The sequence below is a fragment of the Alsobacter soli genome, from assembly GCF_003004785.1.
Lineage (GTDB): Bacteria > Pseudomonadota > Alphaproteobacteria > Rhizobiales > Beijerinckiaceae > Alsobacter > Alsobacter soli.
In genome coordinates this window covers 83,203-107,820 of record NZ_PVZS01000006.1, presented here as the reverse complement: position 1 = coordinate 107,820, position 24,618 = coordinate 83,203, and the positions used below count along the sequence as shown (strand labels likewise).

Sequence of the window (24,618 nt, the reverse complement as noted above, 5' to 3'; positions counted from 1 at the left end):
GACTCGGGGCGCAACGTGCGTGATCCCTCTAGAGCCAGGCGTCAGCCTGCTCAGGCCCGCGCCGGCGCGGGCGCGCCTTGGCGGTGGGCATGGCCGACCCGGTGACGATCACCTTGGTGCCCGTCGGGACGCGGTCGTAGAGGTCGATCACATCCTGGTTGATCATGCGGATGCAGCCGGACGAGACGCTCTTCCCGATGGTCCACGGCTCGACGGTGCCGTGAATGCGATAAAGCGTGTCCTTGTTGCCCTGCCACAGGTAGAGCGCACGCGCGCCGAGCGGGTTGCCGGGGCCGCCCGGCATGCCGATCCCGCTTCGAAGTTCCGACATCTTGGCGGCCAGCTCCGGCTGGCGATCCAGCATCTCCTTGGGGGGATACCAGTCCGGCCAGGCCTGCTTGTTGCGGATATCCGCGACGCCCGACCAGCCGAAGCCGCTGCGGCCGACGCCGACTCCGTAGCGGATCGCCGTGCCGTCGCCGTTGACGAGGTAGAGGTAGTGGCTGTGCGGATCGACGATGATCGTGCCGGGCGCCTCGCCGCCGTCATACGAAATGGTCCGCCGGTGGAACGCGGCTGGCACCGTATTCGGCCGGAGGCCGGGCACCGGATAGGGCTCTCCGCTGATCGGGCCATAGAGGGAGTCGGCGGGGGCCTCGCCCGACGGCGGGCGCGCGCGGCGCCGCGGCGCGGGATAGAGGCCGTAGAGCTGCTCCACGTCGTCCTGCGGCCGGCTCGGATACCAATAGGTCTGGGCAGCGGCTTCTCGCCCTCCCATCAGTACGGCGGCGGCTCCCAACAAGACGGTTCTGCGATCCATCCCGGGCATGACGGCCCCCTTCTACGCTCGTGTCACCAGTTTTGCGCCGCGACAACGCGCACGCCACGTAATCCGTTGCGAAATTCTTGCCGCGCGGATTCGGCTGAATCTTGGCGGCAAGGCCACGGTTGTCCCAAAGTGGATCGTTCGACAGATCAGCGGGTGGCGCAAGCTGCGCCTGTTCTGTATAAGGCCGGCTTCCCGAGAACGAACACCCTCCGCGGCCCGGCAGGGCGTGGATGATGGAGGAGAGGGTGATGAGCGAGCGTTGGACGCCTTCGAGCTGGAGAGACAAGCCGATCCAGCAGGTCCCGGCCTATCCGAACATGGATGAGCTGAAGGCCGTGGAGGCGCAGCTCGCCGGCTTTCCGCCGCTGGTTTTTGCAGGTGAGGCGCGCAAGCTCAAGCGGGCGTTGGGCAAGGTCGCGGCGGGCGAGGCTTTCCTGCTGCAGGGCGGCGACTGCGCCGAGTCCTTCGGCGAGCATTCGGCCGACAACATCCGCGACTTCTTCCGCCTTTTCCTTCAGATGGCCGTGGTGCTGACCTTCGCGGGCTCGTCGCCCGTGGTGAAGGTGGGCCGCATCGCCGGCCAGTTCGCCAAGCCGCGCTCCGCCCCGAACGAGAAGGTCGGCGACGTCGAGCTGCCGAGCTACCGCGGCGACATCATCAACGGGATCGACTTCACGAGCGAGGCCCGCGTCCCGGATCCGCGCCGCCAGCTGGAGGCCTACCGCCAATCGGCCGCGACCCTGAACCTGCTGCGCGCCTTTGCGACGGGCGGCTACGCCAACCTGGAGAACGCGCATCGCTGGATGCTGGGCTTCGTGAAGGACAGCCCCCAGTCGGGCCGTTATCAGGAGCTCTCGGAGCGCATCACCGAGACCATCGACTTCATGCGGGCGATCGGGCTTGACCCGGAGGCCCATCCGGAGATGCGCTCGACCGACTTCTACACCTCGCACGAGGCGCTGCTGCTCGGCTTCGAGCAGGCCATGACCCGCGTCGATTCGACGACGGGAGACTGGTACGCGACCTCCGGCCACATGATCTGGATCGGCGACCGCACGCGCCAGCCCGACCATGCCCATGTCGAGTACTGCCGCGGGGTGAAGAACCCGATCGGCCTCAAGTGTGGCCCCTCGCTGAAGCCGGAGGAGCTGATCCGTCTCATCGACCTGCTGAACCCGCAGGACGAGGCCGGGCGGCTGACGCTGATCTGCCGCTTCGGCGCGGAGAAGGCGGCGGAGTTCCTGCCGCCGCTGGTGCGGGCGGTGAAGCGGGAAGGGCGCACGGTGGTGTGGTCCTGCGACCCGATGCACGGCAACACCGTGAAGGCCGCGACCGGCTACAAGACCCGGCCGTTCGACCTGATCCTGGCCGAGGTGCGCGACTTCTTCGCCGTGCACCACGCCGAGGGCACGCATGCGGGCGGCATCCATCTCGAGATGACCGGCAAGAACGTAACGGAGTGCACCGGCGGCGCCCGGGCCATTTCGGACACCGACCTGCACGACCGCTATCACACCTATTGCGACCCGCGCCTCAACGCCGAGCAGGCGCTTGAGCTGGCCTTCCTGGTGGCCGAGCAGCTCAAGCGCGAGCGCCTCGCGCGCGGCCGGCCGATGGTGGAAGCGGCGGAGTGATCTCCGCGCAGGGCTGAAACGGAAACGGCGCCTCGCGGCGCCGTTTTTTGTTTTGGGGCGGGTGGGCGTCAGTATTTGACGCCGGCGCCGAGGGAAACGGTGTTCAACTGAACGCGTTGGCCTTTGAAGTCGGCGAAGCCGACATACTGGTACTGGGCCCGCAGGAAGACGTTGTCGACTGGCGCATAGTCGACGCCGGCCGAAAGCGCGAGGCCGGGGGCGTAGCCGGATTTCTTGATCGCGGCGGATATCGGGATAGGGGCTCCGATCGTCCAGGGATCCGTCGCCTGGTTGCGGGTGTCCTGTCGAATGACCCCGTTTAGATATCCAACCGATTCGAGGCGGCCAACGGCGAGACCGATGCCGGCGAACGGGAGGAACCGGCCCATCGCGTAGCCGCCGCGGATCTTGAGAATCCCGTAGTCAGTCGCCCCGGCGCCGCCGGTGGCCGTCGCGGCGACGGCCCAACGATCCAAGGCGCTCAGGCCGATGAGATAGTTGTAGTCGTAATAGGAGGACCCGACGAGCTTGCTTTTCGGGCGGACGTACTCCGCTTCTACGCCGAAGACTGCGTCGTCGAAGGACCAGTTCTGGCCGACAAAGCCGCCGAGGCTCATGGTCTGGCGCGAGCTTGAGCCGAGGTGGACGAGGCTGGTCGCTTGGGGAGCGATCTCGTAGTCCTTGTAGGCGATGATGGAGAGTTCGCGACCGAGGTTCGAGGCGCTGAAGTCGCCGGAGTCGTATCCGACGTGGATGCCGCCGTAGAGGCCTTCCCAGTTGAACTCGGGGGCCGGCCCGGGGATGTGGCTCACGGGCGGAAGCGGCAGGTAATCGGCCGCACGGGCGAGGGTGGGAACGGCGGCGGCGACGAGCGCGGCCAGGGCGACGATACGCATGGGGAGAACCCTTGCCAGTGAGGGGCGGCTTCCGCCCGAATTCGACTAGACGAATGTTAAAGCGGTAACCTTACCTCCCGGTTAAGCGCCGGGTTTCGTTAGCCCGAAACGACCTCGCGAGGCCCTTTCCGCCGTTGCGCGCCGCGGGCTGGTCCGCCATAAGCGGCCCATGACCCAGCCCGTCGTCCGCTTCGCCCCGTCCCCGACCGGCCGCTTACATATCGGCAATGCGCGTCCGGCTCTGCTGAACGCGCTTTTCGCCCTGAATCATGGGGGCCGCTTCATCCTGCGATTCGACGACACGGACCGGGAGCGCTCCAAGGCCGAATACGCCGACGCCATCGCGACTGACCTGGCGTGGCTGGGCATCCGCCCGGACCTGGTGGTCAGGCAGTCCGACCGGACGGCCCTGTACGATGCGGCCGCCGATCGGCTGCGCGCCGCGGGGCGGCTCTACGCCTGCTACGAGACGGAGGACGAGCTGGACCGGCGCCGCAAGCGCCAGGCCGCGCGCGGGCTGCCGCCGATCTACGATCGCGCCGCCCTGAAGCTCACGGACGAGGAGAAGCGCGCCTTCGAGGCGCAGGGGCGCAAGCCGCACTGGCGATTCCTGCTCGAGCACCGAACGGTGGAGTGGGACGACCTCGTGCGCGGGCCCTGTCACGTGGACGGCGCCTCCTTGTCCGATCCGGTGCTGATCCGGGCGGACGGCACCTACCTGTATACGCTTCCCTCCGTGGTGGACGACGTCGACCTGGGCGTCACGCACGTGATCCGGGGGGAGGACCACGTCACCAACACGGCGGTCCAGATCCAGATCATCGAGGCCCTCGCCGGCCCTGGGAGCGCGCCGGCCTTCGGACACCACAACCTGCTGACGACGGCGAGCGGGGAGGGGCTGTCCAAGCGCCTTGGCCACCTGTCGCTGGGATCGCTCCGGGACCAGGGGATCGAGCCCCTGGCCGTCGATGCGCTGGCGGTGCTCGTGGGGTCGGCCGAAGCCGTGCGGCCGGTGCGCAGCCTCGAGGAGTTGGCGCAGCTGGTGGACCTCGGGCGGCTCTCGCGCGCGCCGGCGCGCTTCGATGAAGCCGAGTTGCACGCCCTGAACGCCAAGGTGCTCCATCACCTGGAGTTCGCCGACGTCGCCGATCGCCTGCGCGAGCTGGGCGCGCCGGCCGACGATCGATTCTGGCTCGCCGTGCGCGGCAATTGCAGCGTCTTCAACGATGTCGTGACCTGGGCGACGGTGGCGCGCGGACCGGTCACCCCCGTCATCGAGGACCTGGGCTTCTGCGAGGCGGCGGCGGCCCTGCTGCCCCCCGAGCCCTGGGGCGACGAAACCTGGGGCGCATGGACCCGCGCGGTTGCGGAGGCCACCGGCCGCAAGGGCAAGGCGCTGTTCATGCCCTTGCGTCTCGCCCTCACGGGGCTCGACCATGGGCCCGAGCTCAAGGCCATGCTGCCGCTGATCGGGCGCGAGCGCGCCCTTGGCCGGCTGGGCGGGGCGGTCGCCTAGGCGGGACCGGCTCCGCGCCTCCCTACTGGGATTGCAGGCTGCGGGGAACGCCGGCGGGCGGCACGACCACCGGGGGCGCCATTGGCGGCAGGGGCTCCGAACGGATGCCTGCCCCTCCGGCCGGCGCGGACGGACGCCGCTGCGACGGCGCGGACGGGGTCGCGGCGCCCGGGTTCAGTGTGGAGGGATCCACGGCCATGCCGCCGCTGGCGTCCGCCGTGGGCGCCGCGGCGCGAGGCGCGGACTGTTTGCCCTTGGTCGCCGGCTTCTGGCCTGGCGCCGGGGCGGCCTGCGGGCGCGCCATTTCCTGCGACTGCTGTTCGGTGACCGTCACGTCCCCGGCCCGGCCGCCGATCAGCTTCTCCGCTTCCGCCAGGGCCTGTTGCCAGCTCTGGCCGTCCTTGCGGCATGTGCAGGAGGAATCGAAGGTCTTGCGGTAGCGGAAGGCGTTGGGCAGCGAAGTGTAGGGCGTGCCCGCCAGGGACACCGCCTCATTCGCCTCGCGGCCGGCCGGCTGCACGAAGAGCTCCACCTCGGCGTTGGGGCAGGAGGCCTGGCACAGGCTGGCGTCGAGCTCGAACCGGACCCGGCTGGCGTACTGGCTGATCGGGAAATAGAAGCCGTCGCACTTGCGCACGCACAGCGTCTTGCCGGCCGCGGCCACGCCGGGCGGGCCCTCGGGCGCGGCCGGCGCCGGCTGGCCGTCTTCCTGCATGGGCGGGACTTCCTCGCCCGGGCTGCCGAACAGCTGCTCGAAGAGGCCGGGCTGGCGGTTTGCGGCCTGGCCCGGGGCGACGCCGCGGCAATTCGCGTCATAGGCGGCGGCCAGCGAGGCGCGCTGAGCCTCCCCGCCGCCACCGGCGCGCTGCAACTGCGCATCGAGTTGCGCGAGCCCGGCCTCCAGGCTGTTGATCTTGGCTTCCAGGGACGGGCACTCGGGCGGTGGGCCCTCGCCGAAGAACAGGAAGCGCTGGCGCTGGCACCCGATTGAGCGCGCATAGGCGACCGTCCGGTTCACCTCGGCGCGCTGGCGCTGCATCTGCTCGGCGATCTGCTGCCTCTGGCCACCAGGGGGGCCGGCGCGGTCGAGAGCCGCCATGTCGGCTCGGAGCCTGTCGCAATAGGCCTGCTGGGACGCAGGCTGCTGGGCTGCAGCAGGCGCCACGGCTGCTGCGAGCGCCAGCATTGCGCCCGCGGCCTGAGCCAGTCGGAAGGTCGATATCATCGGTCCCAGTCCCCGCGGGTCTCCGCGACCCTGCGGAATCGCATCACGATGGTTGGACCACGGACATAAGAAGGTCAATGACGCCGAAAATGTGGATCGGGCAGGACCTTATGCGGAAGAGCGGTTGCCGTGGGCGCGCGCTCGAGCCGGTCCAGGAGCATCGGCAGGGGCTTGGGGCGTGCAAACAGGTAGCCCTGGCCCACGTCGCAGCGCGCCTGGCGGAGGCGCTCCGCCACCGTCTCCGTCTCGATGCCCTCCGCGACCGTCTTCATGCCGAATTCCCGCGCCAGGGAAAGCGTGGCTCGCACGATCTTCCACGCATATTCGTCCTGGTCGGCGGCCTGGATAAAGGTCCGGTCGATCTTCAGTTCGCTGAACGGCATCCGCAGCAGGGAACTCAGGGAAGCGTAGCCCGTGCCAAAGTCGTCCAGGGAGAGTTCGACGCCCTTGATGCGCAGGCGGGTCAGCACGTCCCCGACCCGTGGATCGTCGCCCAGGGCGACGGATTCGGTGACTTCCACCGTCAACAGGCTGGGGGAAAGCCCCGCTTCCGCGAGCGTTTCCTCGACACGGTCGGGAAAATCGAGGTCGAGCAGAGCGCCGGCCGTGACATTGACGGCCACGCTGACATTGGGGTGCGCGGTCGCCCACACGCCCGCGTCGCGGACGGCCTGCCGCAAGATGGCGTCGGTCAACTCCGACGAGAGCCCCTCCTGTTCGGCGAAGGGGACGAAGGCGCCCGGCGACAGCAGGCCATGGATGGGGCTCGTCCACCGGGCTAGAGCCTCGACCCCGGTGATCCGTCCTGAAGCGAGGTCGACCTTGGGCTGGTAGTGCGGCTTGATCTCACCCGATGCGAGCGCCTCCGCCAGGGCTTCGCGCGTCAGGGTAGCGGAAGCCCTGTTTGCGGCGAGCGAGAGCGGCGCCGGCAGGTCTCCCTGGAGGAGAACCCGAAGTTGCGCGACGTCGACCGGCTTGCGAACACTGCCGAAGGCGGGCAGGCCCACCGATTGCCCGAACCGGAGCGCGCCGTCGCGGATGCGATCGTCCAGCCCGGAGATGACCAGCAATGCAGGCTTCTGCCCCGTCTCCGCGACGAGGCGGATCGCCTCCACGCCGTCCTGGTCGCCCAGGGAGAGGTCCACGGCGACAATGTCGTAGGCCCGCTGGCGCATCGCGCCGACGGCCTCGGAGATGGTCGCGACCGTGTCGGCCTCGTAGCCGGCCATCCGGGCCACGGATCCGATCAGGAGCCGCTGCATGGCGTCGTCGTCGATGATGAGCGCACGCCGGCGTGCTTCGGGCGAGGACATCAGGCGGCTCCACGGAGGCTTTCGGGAAGAGCGGTTCGGGCCCGGCCGAAGGCGTCCCGCAACGCGGCGACGGCGGCCGCGAGCGCCTGAGGCGACATGACCGAGGCGCTGGCCTCGAGAGCCTCGGCGCTAGCCGACACCCCGAACAACCCCAGCGCCGCCGCTGCGCTGCGGATCGAATGGGCATCCCGGGCGAGCGACGTCAAGTTGCTCCGGTTCCGCGCCATCTCGTCGATCCTGCTGCCCGTATCCCGGAGAAAGACGCCCACGATCTCGCGGGCGGCGGATTCTCCGAGTTCGCCCACGAAGCGGTCGAGCGTCGCGGCGTCGAACTCGTTCAGGGCCGACGATTCTGCCGGGATCGGAAGGGATATGCGACGGGACATGCGCTCGATGAGGGCGGCCACCTTTTGGCCCGTGATCGGTTTCGTGGCGACGTCATCCATGCCGGCCGCGCGCGCCGCAGAGGCGTTCTCCGGCAGGGCGTTGGCGGTCAAGCCGATGATCGGCGTCGTGCATTCCGGCCCGGGCAATGCGCGGATGGCCCGGGTAGCCTCGAGGCCGTCCATTTCGGGCATCATCACGTCCATGAACACGAGGTCGTAGCGCGCGGCCTGCACGGCCTCTACGGCAAGAGCGCCCTTCTCGGCCGTCGTGGCGCGATGTCCGAGCTTGCGGACCATGGCTTCGAGGACCATCCGGTTGGTGCTGTTGTCCTCGGCGATCAAGATCGACAGGCCCGCGGCGTCGGCAGCCGCCTGCTGCGGCATGTCTACTGGGAGAGCGGGCTCGACGGTGTGGCCCTGGACCGCCGAGACCAGGGCATCGGGTTCGGCCGGCCGGTGCAGGACGACGTCCGCCGTCGGCGTCGCGCCGCATGGCGAAGTCTCCCTCGGCCGGGATTGCGTGACCAGCACCATTCGGGGGCGCAGGTGGCGGACGGCCTGGGCGATCTGCTCAAGGGCGCCCGGAAGCGCCGCGTCGTCAACGATCACGGTGTCCACAGGGGTCTTGGCCAGGATCGCATGAGCGGACGCGGCGTCCGACGCCGCTTCGATCGTGGCGCCGGCTCGTGCCAGGGCTTGCCCATAGCAGGCCCGGGCTCCCGCATCCGCCGCGAGCACCAGGGCCTTCCGACCCAGCAAGGGCGAGGCATCCGCGGCGGGCTCACAGGCCACGACCCTGGCCGTGAATCGGAACCGACTCCCATGGCCTGGCGCGCTCCGCACCTCCAGCGAGCCATTGAGCCTGTCGACGAGCTTGCGGCAGATCGCGAGCCCGAGGCCTGTGCCGGTTGAGCGCGGCGCAGCGTCTCCGAGTTGGCTGAACTCCCGGAACAGGAGCGGGATATCTTCGGCGGCGATGCCGATGCCCGTATCCTCCACGGTGATGGCCAGCCGATCCCGATCCGCCTCCGTTCCTTCCAGCCCGATGCGGATCAGGACCGATCCCCGCTCCGTGAACTTGACCGCATTTCCGGCGAGGTTGAGCAGAATCTGCCTGAGCACGGCCGGATCGCTGGTGACCCACTGCGGCGCGTGGTCTTCGACCATCACGCCGAGGAAGAGGCCCTTTTTGTCGGCTGCCGGCGCGAGCATCGCCAGAACACCATGCGCGAGCTTGCGGATGTCGAACCGCTCCTCCCGCAGTTCGAGGCGGTCGGCTTCGAGCTTCGACAGGTCCAGAACGTCGTTGATGATCTGGAGCAGGTGCTCGGCGGATTCCTGCATGGTTGAGGCGTAGCGCCGCTGTTCGGCGTCCAGCGGCGTCGCCGCCAGGAGGCTCGCCATTCCGATGACGCCGTTCAGAGGCGTGCGCATCTCGTGGCTCATCATGGCCAGGAACATGGCGCGGGCCCGGGACGCCGCCTCGGCGCGATCGCGCGCCTCGGCCAGTTCGGCCTCGCTCTTGGCCCGGGCCGTCACGTCCGTGTAGGTGCGCACAACCCCGCCGTCCGCCAGTTGGGTGCTTCGAATTTCGAGAACGAGACCATTGGGACGCGTCCGCTGATACAGATCCGGTCCGTCCGATATCCCGCCCTTCTTGACCCACGCCAAAAGATCCGTGTCGCCATCGAACTCCCCAGAGCGGCTCTGCCATTCGAGGAGATCGTCGAATTTCGGACGCCCATGGACGAGATGTTCGGGCAGGCCGAGCAATTCTCCGGCCTGCCGGTTCATGACGGCCACCTGCCGGTTGGTGTCCACCATCATGATCCCCTGGCTCATGTGCTCCAGCGTGATCTCCAGCTCGGTGGACTTGCGGCGGGCGACCTCGTCGCTTGAGCGCTGTGCGTCGCGTGCGCCCTGCAGTCGGCGCCGGTTGCGCGCGCCCGTCGCCATGCCGGCCGCCACCAGCGCAGTCAGCGCGAGAGCGACCGGAAGGAGCACATGGGCGCGTGTGTGCGCATAGATGTCGGCGGCCAGGATCGAGACGCTCACCACGAGGGGGAAGCCCTTCACCCGGCGATAGGCCGTGAGCCGGTCCTGGTGGTCCAAAGCGCTGGCCGCCACATAGGTCCCTGCGGACGCGCTCTCCAGGCTTTTGAACAACGGGCTGACCGCCAGCGACTTCCCGAGGAATTCGCCGGAGCCGCCCTTGTGGGCGCGAATGATTCCATCCGTTCCGACGAGGGTGACGGTGCCGGCGCTGCCGAGGTCGATCGCCTCATAGAATCGGGAGAAATGGTAGGGGTCCAAGGAAGCGACGAGGACGCCGGCGAAGCTTCCGTCCCGGTTGCTCACCCGGCGGGTCAACTGGATCGACCACTTGCCGGATGCGCGCCCGAGAACGGGCTTGCTGATGAACAATTCGTCTGCAGCGCGCTGCAGATGCACTTGGAAGTGCTCGCGGTCGCGCAGGTCGACCGGGCTTGCAGGCGGCCCCAGGTTGTTGGCCACCATGTATCCGTCGGGCCCGATCAACGTGACCTGGAAGATGAGGCTGTTCAGAAAATGCGGGTTGCTGGTGAACGAGACGAGGTCGAACTTCGCCGGATCCCGTTCGTAGGCGGCGCGCAGGAGCAGAAGCGTCTTGTCCACCTCCTCGATCGAGCGAATGACGTGCTCTTCGAAGCTGCGCGACAAGTTCGAAACGTTCTGCTCGGAGGCCTCGAGGGCCTGGCGCCGCTCCTCGCGCAGGTGGAAGAGGGTTGCGCCCCAGATCAGGGCGATGATGGTCAGGCCGAGCACGGCGGTGCTGTTGAAGACGGACCTGACCTTGGACGAAACCCACACCTGCCGGACCCCAGCTTTGCAACCTGCTTCCCATCGAAATACAACTTACGGGTTCAAAACTGATTAAATCGTCTCGAAGTAGTTGCGAGGAGAGATTACGGCGCGTTCACCACTTTGACGGCCCGGTCTCCTACCGTTCCGGGGCGACGATCCCATATGACGCTCACGGAGGTGCTCGCCACATGATCACACGCGTCGTTCGAGGTGCAGTCGCGGCATTCGCGGCCCTGCTGGCCGTGAGCGCTGCCCACGCGCAGGAGCCCGAAGTCGTCTTCAAGAAGTCCACAGTATGGAAGATGCTGACGCCAGACGACAAGCTTGCGACCTACGCCATCGACGATCCGGGCGTGGCGGGCGTGGCCTGCTTCTACACCGTGCCGGAGCGTGGGGGCGTCAAGGGCATGCTCGGCGTGGCCGAGGAGCGCTCCGAGGTGTCGCTCGCCTGCCGGCAGGTGGGGCCGATCTCGTTCAAGGAGAAGTTCGAGCAGGGCAGCGTGGTGTTCCGCCAGTCCCGTTCGCTGATCTTCAAGAAGATGCAGATCGTGCGCGGCTGCGACGCCAAGCGGAACACGCTGGTCTACCTGGTCTACACGGATCGTCTGATCGAGGGATCGCCGCAGAACTCCACGTCGGCGGTGCCCATCATGCCGTGGGGCTCGGGTGCCGACGCTCCGAAATGCGCCGACTGGGTCGAGAAGTAGACGCCAAGAAAAAGGGGGCCTTCTCGGCCCCCTCGCTGTATCGGACGGCTGTTCCGCTTATTCGGCGCAGGTGACCGAATAGGTCCTGGCCGCGGGGACGACCTTGGCGCCGCCGATGGAAGCCGTCACCTCGGTCGGGTCCACGGGGCCATACTGGGCCGCCTTGCCAAGGCCATGGGCCTCGCACCAGGCGTCCGCGACGATGCTGCCGCATCCGCCGCCGGAGGCGAGGCAGTCGGCCACGCCGTAGCCGTCGTTCGCCGGGATCAGGAACGACCGCTCGCCCTGGGCGGCCGCGGGAATGGTGCTGGAAAGACCTGCGAAACCGCCGGCCACGACAGTGGCGGCAAGCAGGGCAGCCGGAAGAGTGCGACGAAGGGACATCATCAGTCTCGAGGGGTGCTGGGGGGCGGACGCGGTTACGAGAGTGTCTATTTCGGGGTATCAATCACGTTAACGGGCCCGCGGTTCCTGGCGGTGTGAGAAAGCACATCACCAAGGTCAAGAAACCGGAAACACGGGCCGAGGTAGCTGATTACAGGACGCACAATCAAGAACGCCGGCGCGGGTTTCACCTTTTCGCCGCAAACCCGCGGTGGACCTGTGGCCCGGGGCGCACACCGTCCATTTACCAATGCGGCAAGTCGCTTGACGGAAGGGCGGTTTGCGCATCATGGTGCCGCCATCATGGCTCCGACGACCGTTATCTCGATCGTGATCATTTGCAGCTAGCGTCATCGCTGGCTGGAGCCGTCTTAGTGTGACAACTCGGAGCGGGATCCCCAGCCAGACTGGCGAGGGTGGAACCGCATGTCGCTCAATCTCTACAACACGCTGACCCGCCGCAAGGAGGCGTTCGCCCCGATCGATCCGGCGAACGTGCGGATGTATGTCTGCGGGCCCACCGTCTACGACTACGCCCACATCGGCAACGCCCGCCCGGTGATCGTGTTCGACGTGCTGTACCGGTTGCTGCGGCACGTCTACGGGGCGGAGCGCGTCACCTACGTCCGCAACATCACGGACGTGGACGACAAGATCAACGACCGCGCCGCGCGAGACTACCCGGACCTGCCTCTCAACGAGGCGATCCGCAAGGTCACCGAATCGACGGCCGCGCAGTTCCATGCCGACATCGCGGCCCTGGGCGTGCTGCCGCCCACCCACGAGCCACGGGCGACCGAGCACATCGAGGGCATGAAGGCGATCATCGAGCGGCTGGTGGCCGGCGGCTTCGCCTATGTCGCCGAGGGCCACGTGCTGTTCTCGCCCGCCGCCATGGACGCCGCCGACGGCGTCCTGCCGCGCTACGGCGCGCTCGCCAACCGCACCCTGGACGAGATGATCGCCGGCGCCCGCGTGGACGTGGCCCCCTACAAGCGCGACGCGACCGATTTCGTGCTCTGGAAGCCCTCCAAGCCGGGCGAGCCCGGCTGGCCGTCGCCCTGCGGCATCGCGGGGCTGGGTCGGCCCGGATGGCACATCGAGTGCTCGGCCATGAGCCGCGCCTTCCTGGGCGAGACCTTCGACATCCACGGCGGCGGCATCGACCTCGTGTTCCCGCACCACGAGAACGAGATCGCCCAGTCCACCTGCGCCTTCGGCCACAGCGTCATGGCGAATGTCTGGATGCACAACGGCTTCCTGCAGGTGGAAGGCGAGAAGATGTCCAAATCGCTCGGGAATTTCGTGACGATCCACGAGTTGCTGGCGACGGAGAAGTTCGGCGGGCGCACCTGGCCTGGCGAGGTGCTGCGCCTCGCGATGCTGAAGACCCACTACCGGCAGCCGATCGACTGGACGGTGAAGGCGCTGGAAGAGGCGGAGCGTACGCTTTCGCGATTCTCGGCATGGTTCTACCGCGAGCCGCACACCGACGCCGTACACTTGCCGTTCCTGGAAGCCCTCCTGGACGATCTCAATACCCCGAAAGCATTCGCCGAGCTTCATTTGCTGGCCAACGAAGCTAATGCGGAACTCATGGTCAATCCCGTGCACGCATTTGAAAAGTTCGACCTGCTTCACAATTCTCTTGATTTGCTGGGGGTTCGCTGGAACAGGGCAGACAAGATCTCGGGTGAGTTCCGCGCCGAAATTGACGCCCTTATCGCCGCCCGCCTCGAAGCCCGCCGCCAAAAAAACTGGGCCGAGTCCGACCGCATCCGCGACGAGCTCGCCGCCATGGGCATCCAGCTCAAGGACGGCAAGGATCCGGCCACCGGCGAGGCCGTGACCACCTGGGAGGTGAAGCGGTGAGCCCCGCTGCGCCTCACGTCCTCGCCGTCATCCCCGGGCTTGTCCCGGGGATCGACGCGCTGGGCCAGGGCGTGGATGGCCGGGTCGAGCCCGGCCATGACGAGGGTTCGGCATTCGCCCGCTCCGCAGCCCTGCCGGGCTTCGCTGACGAGGGGACGCTCACCCCCGTCATTGCGAGCGCAGCGAAGCAATCCAGAGGGACTGGGCAGGTTCTTGTTCAGACGTCCGCGTTCCTTGCCCCTGGATTGCTTCGTCGCTGCGCTCCTCGCAAGGACGGGGGAGCGCCTGTCGGGAGGGCGCAGCCATGACTGAACCTTCCCGTCGCCCGTCCTCCGGCTTCGGCCTTCGCCGCCTGTGGTGGCTCGTGGTGCTGAAGCTCCTGATCGTCGCCTTCGCGCTCTATGTCGCGCTGCGCGCCTACAACCTGATCTGACCCAGGATCGCCGCCATGTCCCGCGAGAGACTCACCTTGTTCGACACCACCCTGCGCGACGGCGCGCAGACGACGGGGGTGGACTTCTCGATCGAGGACAAGCTGCAGATCGCGGCCATGCTCGACAGGCTGGGCGTGGACTATGTCGAGGGCGGCTATCCTGGCGCGAACCCGCTGGACACCAGCTTCTTCGAGCAGAAAAGGACCCGGAACGCCCGCTTCACGGCCTTCGGGATGACCAAGCGGGCCGGCCGCTCGGCTACGAACGACCCTGGCGTCGCCGCGCTGCTGGAGGCGGACTGCGACACGGTCTGCTTCGTGGCGAAGAGCTGGGACTACCACGTCCACGTCGCGCTCGGCTGCACCCTGGAGGAGAACCTCGAGGGCATCCGCGACAGCATCGCCGCGGCGCGCTCCGCGGGGCGCGAGGCCATGCTCGACTGCGAGCACTTCTTCGACGGCTACAAGGCGAACCCGACCTACGCGCTCGCCTGCGCCCGGACGGCCTACGAGGCGGGCGCGCGCTGGATCGTGCTGTGCGACACCAACGGCGGCACGCTGCCGGACGAGGTCGAGCGGATCGTCGCCGAGGTCGCCGCGCACATCCCCGGCGAGCATCTGGGCATCCACGCGCACGACGATACCGGCAACGCGGTCGCGAACTCGCTCGCCGCGGTGCGCGCCGGGGCGCGACAGATCCAGGGCACCCTGAACGGGCTGGGCGAGCGCTGCGGCAACGCCAACCTGGCGACGCTGATCCCGACGCTGAAGCTGAAGCCCGGCTACGCCGAGCGGTTCGTCATCGGGGTGACGGACGAGGGCCTCGCCACGCTGACCCAGGTGTCGCGGGCCTTGGACGAGTTGCTGAACCGGGCGCCCAACCGGCACGCGCCCTATGTGGGCCCTTCGGCCTTCGCCACGAAGGCGGGCATCCATGCCTCGGCCGTGCTGAAGGACCCGCGCACCTACGAGCATGTGCCGCCGGAGACGGTGGGCAACCACCGCGTCGTGCTGGTCTCCACCCAGGCGGGCAAGTCGAACGTGCTGGCCGAGCTGGAGCGGCTCGGGATCGATGTGCATCGCGACGATCCCCGCATCGCGCGCCTCTTGGAGGAGGTGAAGGAACGGGAAGCGATGGGCTACGCCTACGAGGGCGCGGACGCCTCGTTCTTCCTGCTGGCCAAGCGGGTGCTGGGCGAGGTCCCGGAGTTCTTCACGATCGAGCGGTTCAAGGTGAACGTGGAGCGCCGCTACAATGCGGTGGGCGACCTCGTGACCTTCTCGGAGGCGACCGTGAAGGTGAAGGTCGCGGGGGAGACCCTGATCTCGGCGGCGGAAGGCAACGGCCCCGTGAACGCGCTCGACCTCGCGCTGCGCAAGGACCTCGGCAAGTACCAGCGCTTCATCGAGGACATGGAGTTGCTGGACTACAAGGTCCGTATCTTCCAGGGCGGCTCGGACGCCGTGACCCGCGTGCTGATCGAGAGCGGGGACGGCCAGGGCGAGCGGTGGACCACGGTCGGCGTGTCGGCCAACATCATCGACGCCTCGTTCCAGGCGCTCACGGACAGCATCAGCTATCGGCTCCTGAAATGCGGGGCGGAAGGCTAGGGGGCGGAAGGCTAGGACGGCTTTTCGCCGAGCAGGTCGCCGTATTCCGGGTTCTGCGCCATGAACTCCCGCACGAATGGGCAAGCCGGAATCACGCCTTTGCCCGTGCTGCGGACCTCGTCAAGAACCCGGGCCACGAGTTCGCCCCCGATTCCGCGTCCGCGCAGGCTTCGGAGGACTTCCGTGTGGTAGATCGCGAGTCGGTCGCCCCGCTCCTCGTAAAGAGCGTGGGCGACCGGGGTCGACTCGTCCCACAGGTCAAAGCGTCTCAGGGCATGATCGTGGGTGAGCCGGTACGTCATGATGCGCGTCAGTCGCAGACCCGCACGCGACGGATCATCGGACGGCCCCACGCGTCGTAGACGCGCTGACGCTCGATGTAGCAGCCGCCATAGCCGTAGCCATAGGCCGGGTAGGCGCCGTAGCCATAGCCATAGGCCGGACGGGTCGCGAGCGCGCCAAGCGCCAGGCCGCCGACGAGGCCAGCCGCGGCGGCGCCGCCGGCGTTCCAGCCGTGGTGACGGTAGCCGCCATAGTATCCGCCGTGACGCCACTGAGCCTGCGCCGGAGCCGCCATGGCGCCGACCGAAGCGATAGCCGCGAGCCCAAGAAGCGCCTTTCGAGTGTTCGAGATCATTTCTTGTCTCCTCTCGTACGCTGTTCGGGACATAAACTCCTGGCAGCGGCTCGTGTTCCGCTTCATTGGCGAACTGTGATGTTGTGCCTTGTCGGGCAGGGTCAAGACTTGCTCCGCAGGCAAGTGATGATGTAGCCGTTCTTTCCTGCCTCAATGTCTTGTGAAGGCGAGCCTCCGTGCATGGTCCGGACGAACTCGGCCAGGACGGGGTGATGGTTCGTCATTGCGAGCGCAGCGAAGCAATCCAGCCGGGGAGGGCGCCAACCCCCGGGGCCGGCGCGCCAGGCGCCCCTGGATTGCTTCGTCGCTGCGCTCCTCGCAATGACGAGAAGCGCCAAGGCTGTCTCGGCGAGGAGGGCAGCGATGACGTGCACCAGGGCTGGCGAAGCCCTGGGGAGCCCGTATCCGCACTGAGCCAGGGCGTCAGCCCTAGGCGGCGGACCGGATCGTCATGGGATCGCCGAAGCTCGGCGGGGCCGCTGCGTCATCGACGCAGCGCGCGAGGCGCAAGGCGGCTTCCTGGGGTGGAATTCCGTCTACGAACCAATCGCGAAGAACGAGACGGTCCGCGTGGACGAGATGACGCTGGCCGTCATGACAGTGCCGGGCTACGGCCTCCAACCATTGCGAGAAGCAATTCTGCATCGGAAGGCGCTCCGCTTTCTGCGAAGCCCCAAAGGACGCCACCGGACTCGGACCAAAGGATGGCGCCGCAGCGCAGCATTGATGCTGCGGCGCCACCTGGTCAGCTCCGCAGCCTGTCGAGTTCAGGCATGAGGACCACGCTTTCCTGCTCGTTTGGGTCCGTCCGGGCGATGATCGCCACGCAGGGCTCGGTTTGGCTCGTGTTGTAGGGCAAATGGGGCACGTCGGCGGGAATGTAGCAATATTCGCCTGCGCCCACCTCCATGTGGTGCTCGAGCTCGGGGCCGTACCACATGGCCGAGTGGCCGCTGAGAACGTAGATCGCCGTCTCGTGGGATTCGTGCTTGTGGGCCTTGGCGCGTCCGCCGGGCGGAATGGTCAGCATCTGCATGTGCAGGTGCTTGGACCCCACGCTCTCGGCCGAGATGCCGGGTTTGTACGCCAGCGCCTGCTTCCCGGTGAATTCGGCCCCCGGCTGGACCTTGCGGCAGGTCGGCGCGGCGGACGCGTGCTGCGCTTCGGCGGGAATGCGCGCGGCGTTTTGGGGAATGGCAGCCATGGATCTCTCCCGATGGTTGCAATGACGGATTGCAAGCATTCAAGCGCGCTTCGTCGAGCCGCCGCAAGCCAATCCGGCCGCATGGCGCCCAAGCTCCCGCCGCGGGCAGCCTTTCGGGCCCTTTCGCGTTACGCCACCGCGCAAGCTCCGGCGCCCGGATGATCCCGCATGCCCCGTGTCGACTGGCCCGACGCCATCTTCGCCCTGAAGACCTTCGGGGCGGCCATGCTGGCGCTGTGGATCGCCTTCTCGGCCGACCTGCCGCAGCCGTCCTGGGCGATGCTGACGGTGCTCGTGGTGTCGCAGCCGATCGCCGGCATGGTGGCGGCGAAGGCGATCTACCGCGTGGTCGGCACGTTCGTGGGCGCCTGCATGGCGGTGCTGATGGTGGCCACGCTTGCGGATGCGCCGCCGTTTTTCCTGCTCGCTCTCGCCCTGTGGGTGGGCCTGTGCACCGGCGTCTCGGTGCTGCTGCGGGACGCGCCCGAATCCTATGGCGCCATGCTGTCCGGCTACACGGCCGCCATCATCGGGGTGCCGGCCGCGCTGGCGCCGCTGACGGTGTTCGACACGGCCGTGGCGCGCTGCCTCGAGATCATGCTGGGCATTCTGTGCGGGACGCTGGTGAGTCAGCTCATCCTGCCACGGACGGCGGGCAGGCAGTTGCTGGACGCGATCGACCGCACGGTGGACGCCCTGCGGCGGTTTGCGGCGGACACCCTGGTCGCCGAGGACGACAGCGCCAAGGGGCTCGCGGACAGACGATCCTTGGTCGCCGACGCCGTGAACCTCGACAACCTTCGCGTCTTCGCCACGTTCGACACGCCGGCCGTGCGCAGGGCCTCCAGCGGCGCCAGCGCGCTGCAGAGACAGGTCCTGACCATGATCTCCATGCTGGTCTCGATCCACGACCGCCTGGCCATCCTGCGGACATTGGATTTGCCCGCCGCCCAGCCCATGCGGGCCGTGCTGGCGCGCGGCTCTCTTCTGCTCGATCCGGAAACCGGCCCTCCGCCCGGCCTCGCCAGACGCGAAGCGGTCGAAAAGGTCCGGCGCGAGGCGGCTGCGCTGCGGCCGGATCTCGCGGCCATGAGGCAGGACCCCCGGCTCATCCTGGTCCGCAACATCCTGGAGCGGTTCGACGACGTGCTGGTGCTGCAGCGGCGCATCAGGCGCCTTCGCGACGCGGTTCACGCAGGGCGGCGGGTCGGGCCTGGCGGGCGGGCGGTCTCCGTCCGTTATCGCGAGCCGATCCTGGCGCTGGTCGCCGGGGCGATCTCGGCGACGGCCGTGCTCGTCGCTTCCGCGCTCTGGATCGGGACGGCCTGGGCCAACGGCGGCTCGGCCGTGGTCTTCGCGGCGGTGATCTGCAGCATCATGGCGGCCCTGGACGATCCGGCGGCGGCGGCCGGTGGTTTCCTGCGGATGACGACCCTCTCGGCCATCCTGGCCGGGCTCGCGCTCTTCGCCGTGCTTCCCCTGGTCAACGACTTCGCCGGACTCACGGCGGTGCTGGCCCTGTTCTATATCCCGTTCGGCATGATCATGGCGCTGCCGCGCATCGGGACCAGCGTGATGCCGCTGGGGCTCAACTTCACCGCCTTGCTGGCCATCTCCAACACGACGCCACCAAGCGAGTTCGACGTGTTCGCGAACGGCGCGCTGGGGCTCATTGGGGGCATCTGTGTCGGCATCCTGATGTTCAGGCTTCTGCGGCCTCTGGGCGTCGCCTGGGCCATCGAGCGCATCCATGGGGCGATCCTGCGCGACCTTGCCCGGCTGTCGCGAAGCGGCGCCCCGGGGCGCGACGCGTTCGAGGCCACCATGTTCGACCGCGTCAACGCCCTGTTCGCCCGGCTGGACACGGCGGACCCACAGCAGAGGGCCACCCTGCAGGGCGCGCTCGCCGCCCTGCGCATCGGCCTCAACATCCTGGCGCTTCGCCGCGCGGCCGCTGATCTGCCCGAGCCTTTGCACGGCCGCGTCCAGGAGACCCTGGGCGTTCTCGCGCGGCACTTCTCGCTCCTGGCCAGGGGCAAGCGGGGTGAACTGCCGTCCGGACCGGCCTCGGGCGCGATGGCTGCGCTTCGCGAGCAGGGCGAAGGAGAAGCGTCGGAAATGGCGCTGCTGACCATCGCGGCGATCCGGGCGACGCTCGACCGGCATGCCGAATTCTTCCGCGCCCAGCGCACGCCGCTCGCTCTGGAGATCCCCGAAGAGGCTCTTGCATGATCCGCGAACTGGACCTCTTGGGCGTCTTTCTGTCGCCGATGGCGGCGCTGCTCGCAGCCGCCGCCATCGCGTGGCTTGTCCTGCGCCGCCTGCTTGAACTGACCGGCGTGGAGCGCCGGGTCTGGCATCCCGCGCTGTTCAACTTCGCCGCTTTCGTTCTCCTGCTGTCCAGCCTCGTGCTCTTGGTGTTCGGTCCCCGCTGATGCTCGCCGCGCTGTCCCGTGTGTTCTTCACCCTTCTTGTCGTCGTTGCGGCCGCCGTCGCGGCCTTTTTCGCCTGGCGGGCCTATGTGGAGCAGCCATGGACGCGAGACGGGCGGGTGCGGGCCAACGTGCTCGCGCTCGCGCCCGATGTTTCGGGCCCGGTCGTGGACGTCCGCGCCAAGGACAACCAGCGCGTCAGGAAAGGCGACGTCCTGTTCGTCATCGATCCTGCGCGCTACCGCTTCGCGCTGGCGCAGGCTGAGGCGACCGCGCAGGGGCGCGAGAGCGACCGGGACCAGAAGAAACGCGAATTCGACCGCCGCTCGCGCCTGACGACGGGCGCCATCACCGAGGAAGCCCGGGAGCAGGCCGCGGCGGCGCTCGCCGCCGCCGAGGCGGCCTATGGGGCCGCCCTGGCGGAGCTTGACGTCGCCCGGCTCAATCTGGACCGCACGGAGGTGCGCTCGCCGGTTAACGGCTTCGTGACCAACCTGCAGATTCATCCCGGCGACTACGCCTCTGCCGGCAAGGCGCTGGCGGCGCTCGTTGACGAAGACTCGTTCTACGTGGCCGGGTACTTCGAGGAGACAAAGATCGCCCGCATCCACGACGGCGATCCCGCGACCATCCGCCTGATGGGGTTCGAGCCAGAGATCCGCGGGCGGGTGGAAAGCGTCTCACGGGCCATCGCGGACCGGGAAATCACTCATGGTTCCGACCTCGTCCTGAACGTGAACCCCACCTTCAACTGGGTGCGCCTCGCCCAGCGCATTCCCGTCCGCATCGCCATAGAGAACGTGCCGAAGGAGATCGCGCTCAGCGCCGGCATGACCGCGACGGTCGTGGTGGGCGGGCAGGGCCAGAAGACCTGGCCCGACTGGTGGCCACGCTTCGCGCGCTGGCCCGCGACCTAGCCTCAGGCGGCGGCGGCCTCGCGGCGCTCGGGCAGACTGGCCAGCTGGCCGAGCAGGGCGCGGTCGTGCAGCACCACCATGGCTTCCTTGGGGTGCAGCCACTCCGTGGCGTCTTCGATGGACTCGGCGTCCATCAGCTTCGCCTCGGCGACCGCCCGGTCGCGGTCGATCTCGCCGCGCTTGCGACGATGGGCGGCGGGCAGCATGGCTTCGTGGCGGGACCGGAACTGCGGGTCGGCGTGGATGGCCCGGACCGCGTTGTCCTCGTCGAAGCCGTCCGCGTCCAGCTCGCGCATCAGCGCGTTGGCGCGGGTCGCGATCGGGGGCGGGGACGTCTCCTCGGGAGTGAGGAGCAGCCCGGCCCGCTTCAGGGCCAGGCCCCAGGACAGCATGCCGGAGGCGGCCGAGATCGGAATGGCCAGGACCAGGCCGAGGATGGTGGGCGACATCCAGCCGAACAGCGACGGGGCGATCATAAAGGCGGACAGGCCGGTGAAGATGCCGAGCAGCATCTGCACCCGGTGACGCCGCACGATGTCGCGGAACGGGATTGAGCCGTCGTCGCGGCGCTGGGGGTTCCAGCCGGTGTCGCGGCCGGCGATGATCTGGAACACGGCGCCGGACTGGATGACCATCAGGATCGGCGCGAGCAGCGCCGACATGATCACCTCGACCAGGGCCGAGACGACCAGGCGGAAGCCGCCGCCGCTGGCGCGCCGCAGGGATCCGCGGATCAGGGCCAGGATGAGGCCGAACAGCTTGGGCGCGAGCAGGATGGCCATGGTGATGCCGAAGAGCTGCAACGCGCGCTCGGCGTCGAACCGCGGCCAGGCCGGGAAGAGCGAGAACTCCTTGGTGAAGTACTCCGGCCGCACGTAGCGCGTCTGCAGCACCAGCACGATGCCGACCACCAGTTGGGCGAGCCAGAGGGGCGACGCGAGGTACGAGAAGATGCCCGTCGCGAAGTGCTGGCGCGTGGGGAGGGTCAGGCCGGCGGCCCCGATCACCCGCGCATGCTGCAGGTTGCCCTGGCACCAGCGCCGGTCGCGCGTGGCGAGGTCGATCAGGGAAGGCGGGCTCTCCTCGTAGCTGCCCTCGAGGTCGGGCAGCATGTAGACGGTCCAGCCGGCGCGGCGGATGAGGGCGGCCTCGACGAAGTCGTGGCTGAGGATGTGGCCGCCGAAGGGCGGCTTCCCGGACAGGTGCGGCAATCCGCAGTGGGCCGCGAAGGCCCTGGTGCGGATGATGGCGTTGTGGCCCCAGTAGTTGCCCTCGCGCCCCGACCAGACCGCCAGGCCCGTCGCGATCACCGGCCCATAGATCTTCGCCGCGAACTGCTGCAGGCGCGCGAACAGGGTGTTGCGGTTGATGATGAGCGGCAGCGACTGGATGATGCCCGCGTCGGGATCAGCCTCCATCGCGGCGGCAAGGCGCGTGATGCAGGCGCCCGTCATCAGGCTGTCGGCGTCCAGGACCAGCATGTGCTCGTAGGCGCCGCCCCAGCGGGTGACGAAGTCCTCGATGTTGCCGGCCTTGCGGCCGACGTTCTTCTGCCGGTGCCGGTAGTAGAAGCGCGCCTTGGGACCGAGGCGCTCGCGAAGCGCCCAGAAAGCGCGCTCCTCCGCGATCCAGGCGTTCGGCTGCGTACTGTCGGACAGGATGAAGAAATCGAAGTGGTCCACGAGGCCCGTCGCCTCGATCTCCTCGTACATCGCCTGCAGCGAGGCGAAAACGCGCGAGGTCGCCTCGTTGTAGACCGGCATCACGACGACGGTCTTCGACTGCAACTGTTTCGGGATCGGCGGCGTGCACCTGCGCCAGAGCAGCGCCAGGAAGCCCACGATCGCGCTGGTGAAGGCCAGCGCGATCCAAGAAAAGTTGACCGTGAACAGCGCCACCAGGGCCCACTGCAGCGCCGTGACGCCCGAGACCGACACGACCCGGTACATCTCGAACGCACCCCAGCCCGTGAGCCCGAGCGCGCCTGCGAACACGAACAGGCGGGCGAGCCACGGCTTGGAGCGGCTGATCAGCGGCTTGCGGGTGTCCTTGCGCGGCCATGCGCGCAGCGACTGCACCGGCATCGCCAGGGGCGACTCCGGCGGCAGCGCCGGCTGGTCGGCGACGATCCGCGCCTGATCGGCGGCCGAGAGAATCTCGACCGCGCCGTGCTGGGAATGGGCGTTCACGGTGTCCAACGATACAGCCATGTTTCGCTCAGCGGTTTTCCGCCGGCCTCGAGAACGAGGCGCAACTCGCAGGCGCTCTCGTTCCCGGGCTCCAGTTCGAAACCCACTCGGTAGAGCTTGCGTTCCGGATAGGGCCAGAGCCTCAGGTTCGCCACCGTCCCTGGAGCCGTCGACAGCATCGCCTTGAGCTCCAGAACGGTCTGCGTCTGTTTCAGCATCTCACCCGTGAAATCCACCATGAATCGGCGGGACGTGTTTGTGCGGCCTCGGCCCACCCGGGTAGCCGCCACTGTGGCGAGGCCGACGCGCTCCGGCGGCAGCCAGCACCAGAATTGCCGGTAGGCGAGGGAGACCTCCGCCCCGGGTTGGAGCGGCTGTTTGGGCCGCCAGTATGTCAGAACGTTGTCGTTGATCTCCGATTCGGTCGGAATCTCGATCAATTGGACCAATCCCGGCGACCAATCCCCGATCGGCTCGATCCAGAGGCTCGGCCGGCGCTCGAACATCTGGTCGTCGTCCAGGAAGGCGGATGAGTCCCGATCGCGCTGGATCAACCCGAAGCCCTTGGGCGAGGGGTCCACGAACGCCGAGATCTGGAGCGTCTCGGGGTTCGACAGGGGGCGCCAGATCCACTCGTCATTGCCGTTGTGAATCTGCAGCCCGCCGCTCTCGTAGACCGCCGGGCGGACGTCGTCGACGTTGCGCCGGTCATTGGGGCCGAACAGGTAAGTCGAGGTCATGCCCGCCACGCCCCAGTTCTCGACCGCGGAACGCGGGAACAGGGTCAGTTCGGCGTCGATGATGGTGACGTCGCCCGGGCGCAGGGTGAACCGGTACGCCCCTGTGACGCTCTCCGAATCGAGCAGCGCGTAGATGACCAGATTGTCTGTGCGCGCGGCGGGCTGCTCGATCCAGAACGCCCGGAAAAGCGGGAACTCCTCGCCCTTGGGATCGCCCGCCTTGAGCGTCAGCCCGCGGGCCATCACCCCGAGGTTCTGGCCACGGGCCGACGAACGGAAGAAGGTCGCGCCCTGGAAGATCGCGATCTCGCGGGTGCGGTCATTCTGGGCGTCGCCGAAAACGCGGAAACCCGAAAAGCCGAGGTCAGGCAGGGTCGCAGGGACGTTCAGCCGGCCGTAGTCGAAACGGCTGCGGTCGTACACGACCCGGCGGACCAGGCCGTCCTCGATCGTGAAGAGGGAGACAGCGTTCTGGAAGGCGAAGCCGCGGTGCAGGGGCTCCACCGTGAAGCCCCGGCCCTCGTTGCTCCACAGGAAGGCGTTGGGCTGGGCGCGGATGCCGATGTACTGCTCGTAGGTGAGATTGTTGAACGGATCCGGCAGGTCGTTCGGAGGCGCCTGGTAGGGCCGCTTCGCGAGCAGCTTTGCCAGGTCCGTCAACGTCGTGGCGTTGAACCGCTGGCCTTCTCCCAGCGCGTTCTGCATGGCCTGGGTCGCGAAATTCTGCGCAAGCGCCGGTCCGGCGAAGGCGGCTGCGCCGGCGGCGAGACCCATGGACAGCACTGTTCGCCGATCCACCGGAAGTCCGGTCCCGCCGGAGAAGATCGCAGGTTTGACGCTCGACATGCG

The 24,618-nt window shown here is 68.1% G+C and carries 20 protein-coding genes; 9 read left to right on the top strand and 11 right to left on the bottom strand.

Annotation, left to right across the window (positions count from 1 at the left end; translation table 11 throughout):
* Positions 1-28: 28 nt before the first annotated feature.
* Entirely contained in the window at positions 29-829 is an 801-nt protein-coding gene (locus tag SLNSH_RS07065; protein ID WP_106335976.1) for a L,D-transpeptidase, read from the bottom strand.
* Positions 830-1,077: 248 nt separating this feature from the next.
* Between SLNSH_RS07065 and SLNSH_RS07060 the strand changes: the two genes are divergently transcribed.
* On the top strand, positions 1,078-2,463 hold the full coding sequence (locus SLNSH_RS07060) for a class II 3-deoxy-7-phosphoheptulonate synthase (RefSeq protein ID WP_106335975.1): 1,386 nt from the start codon (positions 1,078-1,080) through the stop codon (positions 2,461-2,463).
* 68 nt (positions 2,464-2,531) lie between these two features.
* Here the strand turns inward: SLNSH_RS07060 and SLNSH_RS07055 are convergent, their stop codons facing one another.
* On the bottom strand, positions 2,532-3,359 hold the full coding sequence (locus SLNSH_RS07055) for an outer membrane protein (RefSeq protein ID WP_106335974.1): 828 nt from the start codon (positions 3,357-3,359) through the stop codon (positions 2,532-2,534).
* A gap of 169 nt (positions 3,360-3,528) precedes the next feature.
* Between SLNSH_RS07055 and gltX the strand changes: the two genes are divergently transcribed.
* Positions 3,529-4,875 carry a glutamate--tRNA ligase gene (gene gltX, locus SLNSH_RS07050; RefSeq protein ID WP_106335973.1) on the top strand — a complete coding sequence of 449 codons (1,347 nt, stop codon included), beginning with the start codon at positions 3,529-3,531 and terminating at the stop codon, positions 4,873-4,875.
* A 22-nt stretch (positions 4,876-4,897) separates the two neighbouring features.
* On the opposite strand, the gene SLNSH_RS07045 is transcribed toward gltX, so the two are convergent.
* From SLNSH_RS07045 to SLNSH_RS07035, 3 genes are all read right to left on the bottom strand, one after another.
* Positions 4,898-6,100 carry a DUF2865 domain-containing protein gene (locus SLNSH_RS07045; RefSeq protein ID WP_146140213.1) on the bottom strand — a complete coding sequence of 401 codons (1,203 nt, stop codon included), beginning with the start codon at positions 6,098-6,100 and terminating at the stop codon, positions 4,898-4,900.
* Positions 6,101-6,174: 74 nt separating this feature from the next.
* On the bottom strand, positions 6,175-7,413 hold the full coding sequence (locus tag SLNSH_RS07040) for an EAL domain-containing response regulator (RefSeq protein WP_106335971.1): 1,239 nt from the start codon (positions 7,411-7,413) through the stop codon (positions 6,175-6,177).
* On the bottom strand, positions 7,413-10,649 hold the full coding sequence (locus SLNSH_RS07035; protein ID WP_106335970.1) for an ATP-binding protein: 3,237 nt from the start codon (positions 10,647-10,649) through the stop codon (positions 7,413-7,415). The genes SLNSH_RS07040 and SLNSH_RS07035 overlap by 1 nt, the downstream gene beginning before the upstream one ends.
* Positions 10,650-10,831: 182 nt before the next feature.
* On the opposite strand from SLNSH_RS07035, the gene SLNSH_RS07030 reads away from it, so the two are divergent.
* Positions 10,832-11,350 (top strand): CreA family protein, encoded by a 519-nt coding sequence (locus SLNSH_RS07030; protein ID WP_106335969.1) that lies wholly within the window; start codon positions 10,832-10,834, stop codon positions 11,348-11,350.
* 57 nt (positions 11,351-11,407) lie between these two features.
* Here SLNSH_RS07030 and SLNSH_RS07025 read toward each other — a convergent pair whose 3' ends face one another.
* Entirely contained in the window at positions 11,408-11,734 is a 327-nt protein-coding gene (locus SLNSH_RS07025) for a hypothetical protein (protein WP_146140212.1), read from the bottom strand.
* Between the two features lie 426 nt (positions 11,735-12,160).
* Between SLNSH_RS07025 and cysS the strand changes: the two genes are divergently transcribed.
* The 3 genes from cysS (at position 12,161) to cimA (ending at position 15,650) form a co-directional block, all read left to right on the top strand.
* Positions 12,161-13,606 (top strand): cysteine--tRNA ligase, encoded by a 1,446-nt coding sequence (gene cysS / locus SLNSH_RS07020; RefSeq protein WP_106335967.1) that lies wholly within the window; start codon positions 12,161-12,163, stop codon positions 13,604-13,606.
* Positions 13,607-13,910: 304 nt separating this feature from the next.
* Positions 13,911-14,039: a hypothetical protein gene (locus SLNSH_RS25565; protein WP_280954459.1), complete on the top strand. Its 129-nt coding sequence runs from the start codon at positions 13,911-13,913 to the stop codon at positions 14,037-14,039.
* A 15-nt stretch (positions 14,040-14,054) separates the two neighbouring features.
* Positions 14,055-15,650: a citramalate synthase gene (cimA, locus tag SLNSH_RS07015; RefSeq protein WP_106335966.1), complete on the top strand. Its 1,596-nt coding sequence runs from the start codon at positions 14,055-14,057 to the stop codon at positions 15,648-15,650.
* Positions 15,651-15,661: 11 nt separating this feature from the next.
* Here cimA and SLNSH_RS07010 read toward each other — a convergent pair whose 3' ends face one another.
* The 3 genes from SLNSH_RS07010 to SLNSH_RS07000 all read right to left on the bottom strand — a co-directional run bounded on the left by SLNSH_RS07010 (position 15,662) and on the right by SLNSH_RS07000 (position 17,491).
* Positions 15,662-15,952 (bottom strand): GNAT family N-acetyltransferase, encoded by a 291-nt coding sequence (locus SLNSH_RS07010; RefSeq protein WP_106335965.1) that lies wholly within the window; start codon positions 15,950-15,952, stop codon positions 15,662-15,664.
* An 8-nt stretch (positions 15,953-15,960) separates the two neighbouring features.
* Positions 15,961-16,287, bottom strand: a complete 327-nt coding sequence (locus SLNSH_RS07005; RefSeq protein WP_106335964.1) for a hypothetical protein — start codon at positions 16,285-16,287, stop codon at positions 15,961-15,963.
* 745 nt (positions 16,288-17,032) lie between these two features.
* Positions 17,033-17,491: a cupin domain-containing protein gene (locus tag SLNSH_RS07000; RefSeq protein ID WP_106335963.1), complete on the bottom strand. Its 459-nt coding sequence runs from the start codon at positions 17,489-17,491 to the stop codon at positions 17,033-17,035.
* Between the two features lie 168 nt (positions 17,492-17,659).
* Here SLNSH_RS07000 and SLNSH_RS06995 point away from each other — a divergent pair, with 168 nt between their 5' ends.
* Genes SLNSH_RS06995 through SLNSH_RS06985 form a run of 3 tightly spaced genes read left to right on the top strand, consistent with a single transcriptional unit; the run spans position 17,660 to position 20,840 of the window.
* Entirely contained in the window at positions 17,660-19,723 is a 2,064-nt protein-coding gene (locus tag SLNSH_RS06995) for an FUSC family protein (protein WP_106335962.1), read from the top strand.
* Positions 19,720-19,926 (top strand): DUF1656 domain-containing protein, encoded by a 207-nt coding sequence (locus SLNSH_RS06990; protein WP_106335961.1) that lies wholly within the window; start codon positions 19,720-19,722, stop codon positions 19,924-19,926. The genes SLNSH_RS06995 and SLNSH_RS06990 overlap by 4 nt, the downstream gene beginning before the upstream one ends.
* Positions 19,926-20,840, top strand: coding sequence for an efflux RND transporter periplasmic adaptor subunit (locus SLNSH_RS06985; RefSeq protein WP_106335960.1), 915 nt, complete (start codon positions 19,926-19,928; stop codon positions 20,838-20,840). Before SLNSH_RS06990 ends, SLNSH_RS06985 begins: the two co-directional genes overlap by 1 nt.
* Before the next feature lie 2 nt (positions 20,841-20,842).
* Here SLNSH_RS06985 and mdoH read toward each other — a convergent pair whose 3' ends face one another.
* Positions 20,843-23,050: a glucans biosynthesis glucosyltransferase MdoH gene (gene mdoH / locus SLNSH_RS06980; protein WP_106335959.1), complete on the bottom strand. Its 2,208-nt coding sequence runs from the start codon at positions 23,048-23,050 to the stop codon at positions 20,843-20,845.
* Positions 23,026-24,615 (bottom strand): OpgD/OpgG family glucan biosynthesis protein, encoded by a 1,590-nt coding sequence (locus tag SLNSH_RS06975; RefSeq protein ID WP_106335958.1) that lies wholly within the window; start codon positions 24,613-24,615, stop codon positions 23,026-23,028. The genes mdoH and SLNSH_RS06975 overlap by 25 nt, the downstream gene beginning before the upstream one ends.
* Positions 24,616-24,618 lie beyond the last annotated feature (3 nt).